Origin of the sequence: Duganella sp. HH101 (genome assembly GCF_001758795.1) — a bacterium.
GTDB classification, from domain to species: domain Bacteria; phylum Pseudomonadota; class Gammaproteobacteria; order Burkholderiales; family Burkholderiaceae_D; genus Rugamonas; species Rugamonas rivuli.
This window is the reverse complement of the sequence record NZ_LRON01000004.1, coordinates 84613-97729: the sequence shown is the minus strand read 5'-3', so window position 1 is coordinate 97729 and position 13117 is coordinate 84613. Positions and strand designations below refer to the sequence as shown.

11 protein-coding genes are annotated in these 13117 nt (G+C 64.1%); 2 read left to right on the top strand and 9 right to left on the bottom strand.

All coding sequences use genetic code 11. The features are described 5' to 3' along the window. Window positions 1-12: 12 nt before the first annotated feature. A complete protein-coding gene (locus DUGA2_RS07995; RefSeq protein ID WP_070268539.1) occupies window positions 13-480 on the top strand; it encodes a DUF1854 domain-containing protein in 468 nt (155 codons plus the stop codon). 9 nt (window positions 481-489) lie between these two features. Here the strand turns inward: DUGA2_RS07995 and DUGA2_RS07990 are convergent, their stop codons facing one another. Beyond that, the gene (locus tag DUGA2_RS07990; protein ID WP_070268538.1) at window positions 490-1113 is read right to left on the bottom strand and encodes a 2OG-Fe(II) oxygenase; all 624 of its coding nucleotides are present in this window, start codon (window positions 1111-1113) and stop codon (window positions 490-492) included. Between the two features lie 127 nt (window positions 1114-1240). On the opposite strand from DUGA2_RS07990, the gene DUGA2_RS07985 reads away from it, so the two are divergent. Then, window positions 1241-1876: a hypothetical protein gene (locus DUGA2_RS07985; RefSeq protein ID WP_141753217.1), complete on the top strand. Its 636-nt coding sequence runs from the start codon at window positions 1241-1243 to the stop codon at window positions 1874-1876. On the opposite strand, the gene DUGA2_RS07980 is transcribed toward DUGA2_RS07985, so the two are convergent. The 8 genes from DUGA2_RS07980 to DUGA2_RS07945 all read right to left on the bottom strand — a co-directional run bounded on the left by DUGA2_RS07980 (window position 1868) and on the right by DUGA2_RS07945 (window position 13068). Then, window positions 1868-2902, bottom strand: a complete 1035-nt coding sequence (locus tag DUGA2_RS07980) for a hypothetical protein (protein ID WP_070268535.1) — start codon at window positions 2900-2902, stop codon at window positions 1868-1870. The genes DUGA2_RS07985 and DUGA2_RS07980 overlap by 9 nt on opposite strands. 39 nt (window positions 2903-2941) lie before the next feature. Further along, the gene (locus tag DUGA2_RS07975) at window positions 2942-4513 is read right to left on the bottom strand and encodes an oleate hydratase (protein WP_070268534.1); all 1572 of its coding nucleotides are present in this window, start codon (window positions 4511-4513) and stop codon (window positions 2942-2944) included. A 147-nt stretch (window positions 4514-4660) separates the two neighbouring features. After that, window positions 4661-5266, bottom strand: coding sequence for a hypothetical protein (locus DUGA2_RS07970; protein WP_070268533.1), 606 nt, complete (start codon window positions 5264-5266; stop codon window positions 4661-4663). Window positions 5267-5426: 160 nt separating this feature from the next. Further along, window positions 5427-6716, bottom strand: a complete 1290-nt coding sequence (fucP, locus tag DUGA2_RS07965) for an L-fucose:H+ symporter permease (protein ID WP_070268532.1) — start codon at window positions 6714-6716, stop codon at window positions 5427-5429. A 22-nt stretch (window positions 6717-6738) separates the two neighbouring features. Then, window positions 6739-9255 (bottom strand): glycoside hydrolase family 3 protein, encoded by a 2517-nt coding sequence (locus tag DUGA2_RS07960; RefSeq protein WP_070268530.1) that lies wholly within the window; start codon window positions 9253-9255, stop codon window positions 6739-6741. A gap of 33 nt (window positions 9256-9288) precedes the next feature. Then, complete coding sequence (locus DUGA2_RS07955) at window positions 9289-10653, bottom strand: GH1 family beta-glucosidase (protein ID WP_070268529.1); 1365 nt, start codon at window positions 10651-10653, stop codon at window positions 9289-9291. After that, window positions 10650-11966: a glycoside hydrolase family 5 protein gene (locus DUGA2_RS07950; protein WP_070268528.1), complete on the bottom strand. Its 1317-nt coding sequence runs from the start codon at window positions 11964-11966 to the stop codon at window positions 10650-10652. Before DUGA2_RS07950 ends, DUGA2_RS07955 begins: the two co-directional genes overlap by 4 nt. Before the next feature lie 76 nt (window positions 11967-12042). Beyond that, a complete protein-coding gene (locus tag DUGA2_RS07945) occupies window positions 12043-13068 on the bottom strand; it encodes a LacI family DNA-binding transcriptional regulator (protein ID WP_070268527.1) in 1026 nt (341 codons plus the stop codon). Window positions 13069-13117: the final 49 nt, after the last annotated feature.

Here is a 13117-nt window from a genome sequence, read left to right as displayed (position 1 = left end):
GAGAACAAGAATATGACGACGAATTTTGATTTGACACGCAACGCCTTCGGCCGCCTGGTACTGACCACGGCCGAAGGCGATGTCCACGAGAGCGTGGCGCCGGTGCGCGCCTTCCCGGTGCAGGCGCCGGACGACGGCATCGCGCTGGTGAGCACCGACGGCAAGGAAGTGGGCTGGATCGACCGCATCGAGGATTTGCCGGCGGCCGTGGGGCAGCTGGTGCGCGAGGAGCTGGAGGGACGCGAGTTCATGCCGGAGATCGCGCGCATCAACAGCGTGACCAGCTTCGCCACGCCGTGCACCTGGTCGGTGGCGACCGATCGCGGCGACACGGAGTTTGTGCTGCGTGGAGAGGAAGACATCCGCCGCCTGACGGTGGACACGCTGCTGATCTCTGATATCCACGGCATCCATTATCTGATCCGCGACGTGCGCGAACTGGATAAGCACAGCAAGAAAATCCTCGACCGCTTCCTGTAAGCGCGTATCTCAGTGCGGCCGGCGGCGGAACCAGCCGGCCAGCGACAGCCGGTCGTGCGTGGCCGGCAGCACTTCATGCGGCATGTCGGCCGACAGGAACAGCACCAGCCGGCTGCCCATGGGCGCGATGTCGCTGCTGGGCGCATCCAGCGGATGCAGGCGCAGCGCGCCGCCCTGCTCCAATTGCCAATCGGGATTCAAATAGATCACCACCGATACGGTGCGCAGATCGTCGTCGCGAAAGCGGTCCAGGTGTTTGCTGTAGGCGGCGCCGGGCGTGTAGAGCGCGTAGTGGCTTTCGTAGCTGTCCAGGCCCAGGAAAAATTCGCGGTTCAGCGCCAGGCGCAAGGCTTCCATCACGACCAGATAGCGGTCGCAGGCGGCGGACTGGCCGGCTTCCAGCCACAGTATGCGATCACCACGTATGTCGCCACGCACCGCCTGCGCCATTCCGCGCCCAATGGCGGCCAAGGCCAGCGAGCCAGCAGCCGCGCCGGCGCGGCACTCTGCGGCCAGGGCCTGCGTCAATTCATCGGATAGAAAAAGATTCTGCTGCGACCAGCCATGCAAGGCCAGTCCATCGAGCGTCGGTTGATGCAGGCCATAGTCGCTGGCGCGGAGTTCGGTAGGCATAGGACTCCTGGTGAGCGGCCATGGTAACACTCATACGCCGCCGCGCGTACTGAATGCTCAGTTCGGCAGTGCCCTCCGCTGCCCTGCACGTTTGACATACCGCAGCGTGTACCTTCAAAAGCCTCGCATGATTGATGTCGTGCGCCCGTCATCGCGGCGCGGCAAGGCATACAATGAAACTGCTCGAACCCAAATCCCATACGCCGCTGCTTCCGGCCCCAAAGCGCAAACGCAGGCGTCGCAAGCCCGCGCCAGCCAAGCCGCCAGCGCAGGGACCTTTGAAGAAAGGGAAATAGCCATGGATGAGATAAAGGAAGAATTGCAGTTCAACTTACGCTACGCGCAGCGGCTGTGCCAGCGTACGGCTCGCTTTTATCGTCGGATACAGACCATGCTAACTTTCATCAGTCTGCTGGCAGGCAGCAGTGCGGTCGCGGCGCTGGCTGCCCAAATGCTGATACCGTCCGCTTGGCTGCTTGGCGTGTTTGCGCTGTTCAGCAGCCTCAATCTGGCACTACGGCCGGCCGACAAAATCGCGGCCAACGATGCCGACGTGCGCAAATATGGCGCCCTGCTGGCAAAGCTCAACGTGCTGGATGCGCCAGCGCTGCAACAGATGCTGGACGAAGCGCGCCTTTCCGATACCATCGAAGTGGAGCCGCTGCGCGCCGTAGCATATAACGATGTCGTCATGGAAATCGATGAACCTGATTCGCTGATAGCGCTAAGCCCGATGCAAAAGCTGATGGGCGTGCTAGCCTAGGGCGGCCAGCCGTACTCGCACGGCGTCGATGAAGGCGTCGGGCTTGTCGAGGCCGATGCAGATGCGCGAGACGGCTTGCGCGCGGCCGAAGCCGTTCATCAATTTGCTGCCGGCCTTCAGGCGGATTTCCACGTTCATGCTGCCGAACTGCCGATAGCGCAGCAGGCCGCGCTGGCGGCGGATGTCGCCGCCGCAGCGGGCCACCGATTCGATCATGTCGTAGGAGACAGTGCGGTCGGCCGCGAACACGCCATAGCGTATCAAGAGCGCCTCCGCGTCCAGCGACACCGGCCGCCACTGGCTGGCGCGGTACTCCGCCACCAGATACAGCACCGACCATACGCTGAGCACATCGACGATCCACGCGTACACCGGCTTCACCGCCACCAGATGCAGCATGAAGTGCGACAGCGGCATCTCGAACAGCATCACCATGATCAGCGCGAACTGGTTGGAGACGTTGCCGTCGTTCTTGTCGTAGCTGAAGTGCTGCTGGCCCGTGTAGCGCAAACGCTCGCCGCGCCGCATGAACAGGCCGTAGTACCAGATGCGCGCCTCGAACAAGGCGAACGGCGCAAACCCGCTGCCGGCGAAGCGGCCCTTGATGGCGCTCGCCATCGCCTCGTCGGCGTTGCCGTCCAGGCGCACCAGCGCCATCATGCGACGCACCATCCATATCAGGAGGTAAAGCTCCAGCGCGCCCTGCACCAGCGCCAGCAAGGGCCACAGGCGCTCGATGCCGAGCCACAGGTCTTTGCTGCCGTTGGGGATGATCATGCTGCCGACGGCGCATCCCGCCATCGCGAACACCATCCATTTAAGCAGGAAAGCCTTCAACGACGGGCGAAACATGAAGTAGTACAGCAGCGGGAACGTCACCAGCAGATCGCCCAGCAAGGGCCAGTCGGCCATGTCGCGGCCGTAGCCGTTGGCGAAGAAGGGAACGCGGAAGTAGAAATAGTGCGCCGACATGGCCAGCAAAACAATCAGTGCGAACCAGTGTTTTCTTCCGATGCCGGCAAACATAAGCACTCCCCATGTGGTGAACATGGGGAGTATAACCTTCTATTTGAAAGCTTTCACGAGGGCGTCCAGCTTGACCTTCAGCGACTGGTCGTGGTGGCTGACCGGCGGAATTTCGCGCTTGACGTCGAGCAGCTGGTACACCGCCATCTGCGCCGCCCGCACCGAGTATTCGACGGTGAACACCACGTCCTCCGGCACCTCGACGAACTGGCTGACGAAGGCCAGGTTGCGCGAGTTGGGCGGCACCGGCAGCGGACGGTCGCTTTTAAAGCGCGGCATGAACATGCTGGTGATGTAGGGCATGCGGCAAGGGATGCAGTTGGCCTTGGCCATGATCTCCATGTCGAAGTTCAGGTGCCCGCACAGCTCGCGCAGGATCTCTTCGCCGCTGCAATCGGCCATGGGCTTGGCGACGAAGTTGCCGATGCGGTCCGGGTGCAGCGCATAGCCCCAGAACACCTGCACGCCTTCCGGCTGGCCGGCAAAGTGCGGCTGGTGCGCCAGCACGATCGACATCAGCCAGTTCGAATCCTTGAACGTGACCAGGCCGCCAGTGCCGGCGACATTGCCGCTGAACTGTTCCATCCTGTCGAAGAACGCCGGGTCTTTCAGCGTGACGGTGAACGACTCCCACCACGATTCCGGAATGCTGGAATTGAAGGCGGCCGGATTGCCGAACTGCGGACGGTCCACCGCCAGCTTTTCCCACAGCGCCCAGCCCTGGCTGTCGCGCTTGTCCAGCTTGGGCGGCGCGCTGTGCATGCTGCCGTGGCTGGAGGCGTCGGTCATCGAGCCGTTCTGGAAGAACACCAAGTCCTGCGGGCCGACGGCGATGGTCGTGGCCTCGCCGTTGCGGGTGCAGCGCAGCGCGGTCGCGGTCAGCACACCGCCCTCCTCCATCATTTCGATGTCGTCGACCTTGCAGTCGTAGACCACCTGTACGCCCTGCTGTTGCAGCCAGTGCTGCAGCGGGCGCACCAGCGAATCGTACTGGTTGTAGACGGTGCGCTTGACGCCGGCCAGCGTTTCGATGCGCGAGAACTCCATCATGAAGCGGTGCAGGTAGCGCTTGAATTCCACCGCGCTGTGCCACGGCTGGAAGGCGAAGGTGGTGGCCCACATGTACCAGAATTTGGTGTCGAAGAATTCGGGCGACAGCCAGTCGGTGATGGCGCTGTTGCCCAGTTTTTCCTCGTCCGCCTCGGCCAGGGCCAGCAGCTCGGTGCGGTCCTGCATGGTGAAGCCCATCGACGTGACGTTGACGCGGAAGCGGTTGCGGTCGATCAGCCGCGCCTGCGAGTGCGACTTGTGCATCTCGTTGAAGGCGGCGGTTTCGTCGTAGACGCTCTGGCCCGCGTGCTCCAGCGAGGGAATGGACTTGAACAGGTCCCAGGTGCACTCGTAGTTGTCGGTGGTGAGCATGCGGCCGCCACGCAGCGTGTAGCCGTTGTCGGCGTCACCGCCGCCATCGAGGCTGCCGCCGGCCAGCGGCATGGCTTCGAAGATGGTGATGTTGCGGCCGTCGACGCCGGCGTCGCGTATCATGAAGGCCGCTGCCGACAGCGAGCCGATGCCGCTGCCGACCAGATATGCTTTGATGGAGTTGCTCATGGCATTGCCCTTTTCTTGGTGGTAAGTTGCCATGATAGTGCTGTATGTGTTGTCAAAAATGCCGTACGTTACGCTAAAGCACTACTTCCATGCGCTAGATCAAAAATCCAAAAAATATAACTGCTAAGCGGGCTTGTACTGCGGCCATCAGTCGAAGGCGACGTCTTCAAGGCGGAAGCGGAATTTTCGGCGCTCCGGCTCCGTCCAGCCTTGGCCGGGGGTGACGTTGCGCGGCACGGATGGCGCGGGAGCGGTCGAAGGGTCAGAAGGCATGGCGACAGCAGCAGGCAGTGGCGCACCCGACAAACCCGCAGCAGCAGCCATGGCAGGCACAGCGACTGCGGCACGGGCCAATTCGCGGCGCCGTAGGTCGGCGATCTTCCAATGTTTTTCACCCGGCATGCGGATCGATATATCCTGCCATGCGTTACGCACGCTGTCGGCATAGCCGCTGGCAAATTGATTGGGCGAGACGGCGCGGCCCTTGTACATGATATGGTCGCCTTCGACGATCGCATATTCGTGATCGTTGCGGTAGGCCATGCGCAGCCATGTGCCTTCAGGCAGAAACAGCGTTTTCCATTGATAGCCGCGCGGTGCGGCCGGCTGCGCCGTGCATGTCGTGACAAGCCAATGCTGGATCGCCGCGTCGACGGCCTCGGCTGGGTCGATGGCGGCGCCGGTTTCACGTAGCCGTTCCATCAGCGCGAACAAGGTGGAGGGGGAGACAATCACGCTCATTGTAGCAACCATACTGTTCTCCTTACTGAAACCTACTGAATTCTGCTTGCGGGTACTGAGTTAGACACGCAGAGTACGGCGAAGTTCAATTCAGTAGAATTCAGTAAAAAATTCAGTAGGTTTGCTATAAGGAGAACGCGGGTACACCCATGGTGTGTATACCCGCGGCAAGTTACTTGTCCGAATACATGCCGGCGTACTTCACGCCGAAGTACAGGATGAAGGTGTAGCAGACCGCAGGCACCAGGAAGGACATCTGCAGGCTGACGGTGTCGGCCAGCAGGCCTTGTGCGAACGGCACCAGCGCGCCGCCGACGATGGCCATGCACAGTACGCCCGAACCCTGGCCGGTCAATGGCCCCAGCTTGTTGAGCGCCATCGAGAAGATGGTCGGGAACATGATGGAGTTGAACAGGCCGACGGCCAGCATCGCCCACATCGCCACATGGCCGCCGCTGAAGATCGCGGTCAGCACCAGCACGATCACTGCCGCCGAGTTGAAGGCCAGCGCCTTGCCCGGGCTGACGTAGCGCATCGCGGCGAAGCCGATGAAGCGGCCCACCATCGCGCCGCCCCAATAGTAGCTGACGAACGGCGCCGCGTCGGCGGCCGACAGGCCCGCCACTTTAGGGTCGCCCATGAAGTTGATCAGGAAGCTGCCGATACTGACTTCGCCGCCCACGTACAGGAAGATCGCCAGCGCGCCCAGCACCAGATGGCGATGCTGCAGCACGGCCGACCAGCCGGCGCTCTCGCCGTCGGCCTGTTCGGCGTCGGCGATCTTCGGCAGACGCGCCAGCGCGAACAGTACCGCCAATGCCAGCAAGGCCGCCGCCAGCACCAGGTATGGGCCCTGCACGCTGGCCGCCTGGGTCGCGTGGTAGGCCGACAGCTGCTCGGTGGTCAGCTTGGCCAGGTCGGAGGAACTCATCACGCCGCCGGCCAGGATCAGCATGCCGCCCAGCGCAGGCGCCACCGTGGTGCCCAGCGAGTTGAAGGCCTGGGTCAGGGTCAGGCGGCTCGACGCCGTCTGCGGATCGCCCAGCACCGTCACGTAGGGATTGGCCGCCACCTGCAAAATGGTGATGCCGCCCGCCAGCACGAAGAAGGCGATCAGGAACAGCGTGTAGCCGCTGGTGGCCGCCGGGTAGAACAGCGCGCAGCCGGCGGCCGCGATGGTCAGGCCGGCGACGGCGCCGTTCTGGTAGCCGATCTTTTTAATGAGCATCCCGGCCGGCAGCGAGACGATGAAGTAGGCGCCGAAGAAGCAGAACTGCACCAGCATCGCCTGCACATAGGTCAGCGTATAGACCGCCTTCAGGTGCGGAATCAGCACGTCGTTCAGGGAGGTCAGCAGACCCCACATGAAGAACAGGATGGTGACGATAATCAGCGGACCGGTATTGCCGCCGGTCTGCGTCTGGCCGCCCTGCATCGGGACGGCTTGCGAATAGTGTTCCATGCTTTAAGAGTCTCCTGATGTTTTATTTAAAGTCGCCGCACGCCAGCGCATCCTTGTCTTTGGCGGCGCCGCCAACGATCTGGATGTTGGCGAACGTCGCCGCGAACGGCGCATCGGCGGACACGCTGAACGGCGTGCTCAGTGCCGCCATCGACAAGCCCTTGGCGCTGAAGCAGGCCAGCGGGATTTTAACCGTCTGCTTGCCCTTGCCCGCCAAACGCTGGAACACGGCGCTGGCGTCCAGCTCCACGGTTTCGATGCCGACGCCGACCTTGCCCTGCGGCGCAGCCGACACGATAGCATCAAATTGCAGCGCGCCGTCGGTCGATGCGAAGGCCGGCAGCTTGTGCGCCTGTGCCGCCTGCGCCTCCAGCTTGGCCGGGCCGGTCCAGGTCAGGCGCTTGGCGTCCTGCTGGGTGTTGATCTGCGCGGTTTCGACTTTGACGGTCGGCAGGTTGAAGACGGCGTTCAGGTCCGCGCCCAGGGCTACGCGCTTGCCGCCGCTGTGGACGTACAGCGCGTAGGTCGAGCGGTCCGCCGGCGCGTACACCGGCACCGAGGTGGCCTTGCCGCAGCCGCCGGCCGGATAGCTTGCGTCCAGCAGCGGCAAGGCGCCCTTGCTTGCATACGTCAAGCCGTAGCCGTACTTGAACAGCGGATCGTAAGCCGCATCGCCGACGTTGAGCGGCGACTGGCAGGCCGACTTCGGCCACGAGAACGACAGCTTGCCGTGGAAGTCGGCATTGACCTTGCCGTCCGCCTTGCGGAACAACACATCGGACACGCCCTTGCCTTCGGTGCCGGGCAGCCAGGCCGAGACGAAGCTGTCCGACAGATTGAGCAGGTCGTTGACGAACAGCGGACGGCCTGTCATCAGCACCGTCACCACCGGCTTGCCCTTGCCCGATACGGCCTTCAGTACCGCCAGATCCTCGGGATGGCGGCCGGACAGGCGCAACGTGCCGGACGGACCGATGTCGCCGTCGCCTTCCGCATACGGCGTCTCGCCGATGACGGCGATGACGGCGTCGAACTTGCCGACATCGACGCCGGCGGCGTTTTCGCTGAAGGTGACGTTGTCCTTGCCTGCGGCGTCCTGGATACCGGCCAGGATGGTGTCGCTGACCGGGTAGTCGCTATTCTTGTTGTCGGTGCCCTGCCAGGTCAGCGACCAGCCGCCCGACTGGTTGGCCATATTGTCGGCGCTCTTGCCGACCACCAGAATCTTTTTGCCGCGCGCCAGCGGCAGTACGCCGCCGTTATTCTTCAGCAGCACCAGCGATTCGCGCACCGCCTGGCGGGCCAGCGCGCGCGCCTGCAGCAGCTCCTGCTTGCCGGCGTAGATGTTCTGCGACGGCTTCTTGCCGTCGAACAGACCGGCGCGCAGCTTCACGCGCACGATGCGGGTGACGGCGTCGTCGATACGCGACATCGGGATCTCGCCCTTCTCCACCTGCGCGATGGTGTTGGCGATGAAGGCCTTCCAGTGTTCCGGCACCATCACCATGTCGACGCCGGCGTTGATCGAGGCGGCGCAGCTGTCGTTGGCGCAGCCCGGGACTTCGGCGATGGCGTTCCAGTCGCTGACCACCAGGCCGTCGAAGCCCATCTTGGTTTTCAGCGCGTCGGTCAGCAGCTCTTTACTGCCGTGCATCTTACCGTGATCCGAACCGCCCTTGACGTCGTTCCAGCTGTTGAAGGAGGCCATCACCGTCTGCACGCCCGCTTGCAGCGCCGGGTAGTAGCCCTGGGCGTGGATGTTGATCATCTCCGACATGGTGGACTGGTTCTCGCCACGGTCCTTGCCCTCGGCCGTGCCGCCGTCGCCGATGAAGTGCTTGGCGGTAGCGACCACGGTGTTGTCCGATTTCAGATCGCCCTGCAGGCCCTTGACGTAGGCGCCGGCGTAGTCCTTGACGATGACCGGATCTTCGGAGAAGGATTCGTAGGTGCGTCCCCAGCGGTCGTCGCGCACCACGGCCAGCGTCGGCGCGAACACCCAGTCGATGCCGGTGGCGCGCACCGCCTTGGCCACCGATTTGGCCATCTCGCCGATCAGCTTCGCGTCGCGCGCGGCGCCCAGGCCTATGTTATGCGGGAACAGCGTGGCGCCGTACATATTGCTGTTGCCGTGCATGGCGTCGATGCCCCAGATGACAGGGATCTGCACCTTCATGTCGGTACCCATCGAGGCGTCGTAGTAGGCGTCGGCCAGCTTGACCCAGTCGGCCGCGCTGGCGTGCTTGTTCCCGTCCGGCCAGCTGCCGCCGCCGTTCAGCACGGAGCCGATGTAGTATTTGCGGATGTCTTCCGGCGTACTGAATTTGATTTCCGGCTGCGTCATCTGGCCGACCTTCTGCGCCAACGTCATGCCGGCGACGATCTTGGCGATGCGCGCTTCCATGGCCTTGTCCTGCTTGACGGCGCTGGTGATGTGCGGCCAGTCGGTCAATGGTGCGGCGGTGGATGCGGCGGCTCCGCCCAGTGCCAGCGCGGCGGCCAATACGGCGCGGCGCAGAGTGTGGTTATTGGTCTTCATTCGTGTACTTGTCTCCGTTGTTGATATCGTTTTTTATGCCTGGCGCAGGAAGGCGCTGTACCACTGGCCGCTCTGCTTGAGGATGCGGCGCTGCGTCGGATAGTCGATGTAAGTCAGGCCGAAGCGGCGCAGATAGCCTTCCGCCCATTCGAAGTTATCCAGCAGGCTCCAGGCGAAATAGCCCTTGATGTTGCCGCCGGCGCCGATGGCGTCGCGCATGGCGGCCAGGTGGCGGATCAGGTAGTCGCGGCGCGCCGTGTCGTTCACGGCGCCGTCGGCGGTGAGGTGATCGTCGTACGAGGAACCGTTTTCGGTCACGTACAAATCGCCGGTGGGGTAGTCGCGGGCCACGCGTTCCAGCAGATCGATCAAGCCTTGCGGCGAAACTTCCCAACCGAAGTCGGTGCGCTGGCGGTCCTGCGGATAGACGATGGAGGTCCGCAGCGGATACTGGTCCGGCGCATGCCGCACCACTTCGGGGAAGTAGTAGTTCACGCCGAGGAAATCCATCGGCGCGGCGATGGCCTCCATGTCGCCCGGCAGCACCGTCGGCGCATCCTGGCCGACCAGTTGCAGCGCCAGTTCGGGATAGCCACGGCCATACAACGCGTCCAGGAACCAGCGGTTGCGCAGCACGTCGTGGCGCACCACGGCCTGCTGGTCGGCGAGGCTGTCGCTGGCCGCCTGCACCGGATGCAGGCTCAAGGCGATACCCACCTTCGCGCCCGGCACGTTGGCGCGTATCAGCGGCACGGCCAAGCCGTGCGACACCAGCACGTTGTGGCATACCTGCAGCGCCAGCGGCAGGCTCTTGTTACCCGGCGCGTGCATGCCGTCCCAGTTGCCGTGCATGGCCGTGCACCAAGGCTCGTTGTGCGTGATCCAGTGCTGCACGCGGCCGCCCAGGTGCTTGCTCATCACGTCGACGTAGTGCAGATAGGCGTCGACGGTGGCGCGGTCGTCCCAGCCGCCACGGTCTTCCAGGTACTGCGGCAGATCCCAGTGGTACAGCGTGCACCACGGTTGCAGGCCGCGCGCCAGCATGCCGTCCACCAGCTTCGAATAGAACTCCAGGCCCTTGGCGTTCGGCTCGGCGTCCACGCCGTTGAAGATGCGCGGCCAGGAGATCGAGAAGCGGTAGGAGTTCAGGCCCATGGACTGCGCCAGGTCCAGGTCTTCCTCCCAGCGGTGATAGTGGTCGCAGGCCACGGCGCCGGTGGCGCCGTCGCGGATCTTGCCCGGGGTCTCGCTGAAGGTGTCCCAGATCGATGGCACGCGGCCGTCTTCGGCGGCGGCGCCCTCGATCTGGTAGGCCGAGGTCGAAACGCCCCACAGGAAGTCGCTGGCGAAATCGGAACGCTGGATCGCCGTAGGCAGGTCGGTAAGAATCATGGTCATGGTTTTTTTATTGATGGAGCGAAGGGAGTAGGCGGAACGCTGGCGTTCATCCACTTGATGACGGTTTGCTGCGGCTCGTACGGCACGCTGCCGAACAGGCGGAACAGGTTTTCGATCTCGGCCAGCGAGGCGGTGTTGAAATCGAGCTTGGGTATCTTCGCGCCGGGGGCGTTTGTCACCAGGCCCCAGGTGTCTTTGCCCTGGCCGCCCTGGTTGCTCACCAGCTTGTACGCCCAGGCGGTCGAGGCCCAGCCGTTGGCGACGTAGGTGTCGTAGGTGGCGCGCGTGACCTGGCCGCCCAGCTCCGGCCCCAGGAAGGCCCAGGGCTGGAACTCGCCGATGAAGTAGGCGGTGTTCAGTTGCTGCTGCTGCGCCTTCCATGCGCAGACGTTGTTCTTGCCGGCGCCGTGGCCGCATTGCAGCCAGTCGCGGTGGACGTCGGCGCCCGGCTTGCCCCAGCCGAAGTGGCCCGGGTAGGGATGCATCTCGAAGGCGACGTTGACCTGGCCGTGCTCGGACGGTTTGCCGTAGGCGTCTATGCCCTTGCTGTGGCCGGGCAGGATGATGACGTGGTTGGGATCGACCTTGCGGATCTCGCGGTACAGCGTGCCCATGACCGCGGCCAGGTTTTCCGGCGTCGTGCCCCACGGTTCGTTGAGGATGCTGTAGCCGGCCACCGCGCCGCGGTCCTTGTAGCGCGCGGCGATCTGCTGCCACAGCCAGATGGTGCGGGCCTGGTAGTCCGGCGTGTCCCAGTACTTGTTCTTGCCGGCGCAGCCGCTGTGGTGCTCCCAGCCCTGCGAGCCGACAGCGCCGTGCAGGTCGAGGATGACGTAGATGCCGCGCTGCTCGGCTTCGGCGATGGCCTGGTCCAGATAGCGCCAGGCGTCGGCGCGCAGGTGGCGCGGGTTCTTTTCATCCTCCACCACGCTGTAGATGAAGGGCAGGCGCACCAGGTTCAGCTTCATCTTGGGCAGCATGTCCCAGTCGCGCTGCGTGATCCAGTTGTCGCGGTACAGCGCGTACAGGCGCTCGCGCTCGGCGTAGCCGAAGCGGCGGTCCAGCACCGCCTCCAGCTTGCACTGGTCGTCGATGCCGGCGCTGCCCTGCCCCATCATCCAGAATTCCTGGATCAGATAGTTGCCCAGGTTGACGCCGCGCAGCGCCGGCCGGCTGCCGTCGGCCGCCAGCCACTGCGTGCCCTCGGTGTGCAGCATCGGCAGTGCGGGCGCGGGCGCTTGCGCCCACGCCGCCGCGCAGCGCAGCAAGGCCGCCGCCAGCCAGGCGGTGCCTAGCAATTTCGTTGTCGCCATCCAGCGTCTCCGTATGTGGAATCGTTTCCAATATACACCAAAAAAAGAGCGTGCGACCAGCGCACACCCTCATTCTTTACGCCTTTTTACCGCCGTCCGGCGCCGGCCCCAGCGAGGCCCGCTGCGTCACATGCAGCGCGTACTCGCGCTGCACCGGGCGCTCCAGCTCATAGCAGTGGTTGAGCAGGTAATTCAAGCCGTTCAAGGTCATCTCGCTCCACGGGATATGCACGCTGGTCAGGCGCGGCGCGGTGAATTCCGCGCTGTGCGTATCGTCGTAGCCGAGCACCGACACCTGCTCCGGCACCGCCACCCCGGCCTGCTGGAAGCAGGACAAGGCGCCCACCGCCATCTCGTCATTGGCGCAAAACACCGCCGTGTATTCGTAGCCCGACGCCATCAGCTGCTCGGCGCAAGCCCAGCCGCCTTCCGGCGAAAACTGTCCATCCTCCATCCACACCGAGGCCGGGTCTATGCCCGCCGCCGCCAGCTCCGCCATGAAACCGGCGATGCGCTGCTGGTTGTCCGGCGCGCTGGCGCGGCCGGCGATCACCGCGATGCGGCGATGGCCCTGCTCCAGCAAGGTGCGCGCCGCCAGCCGGCCGCCGGCCTCGTGGTCGACGGTGAAGCACTGCCCTTCGATGCCGGCGAAGGCGTGGTTGATCACCACCACCCGCTGCTGGAACGGCCCCAGCGCGACAAAATCCTCATCCTCCAGCGCATTGCTCATCACGATCAAGCCGTCGCTGCCGCGTTCGATCAGGAAGTTCACGCCCTCGATCGCCTGCTGCCGCGCATCGCCCTCGCCGACGCCGAAGGCCACCACCATGTTCAAGCCCGCGGCCCGCAGCGCGGTGTAGATCGACTGCAGGATAGGCGTGTAAAACGTCCCGCTCAGATAGGGAATGTAGACCCCGATCATCTGCGAACTGCCCGACAGCAGCGTGCGCGCCGCGTGCGAGGGCCGGAACTCCAGTTCATCGATCGCCGCGCGCACTTTTTCCAGCGTCGCCTGCGAGACCGAACCCTTGCCGCTGATCACGCGCGACGCGGTGCCCAACCCTACTCCCGCCAGGCGGGCCACATCTTTGATGGTTGCCACAAGTCCCCTTATCCGTTCAGTCTATGCGGCGGCAAGCATACCCCATCGC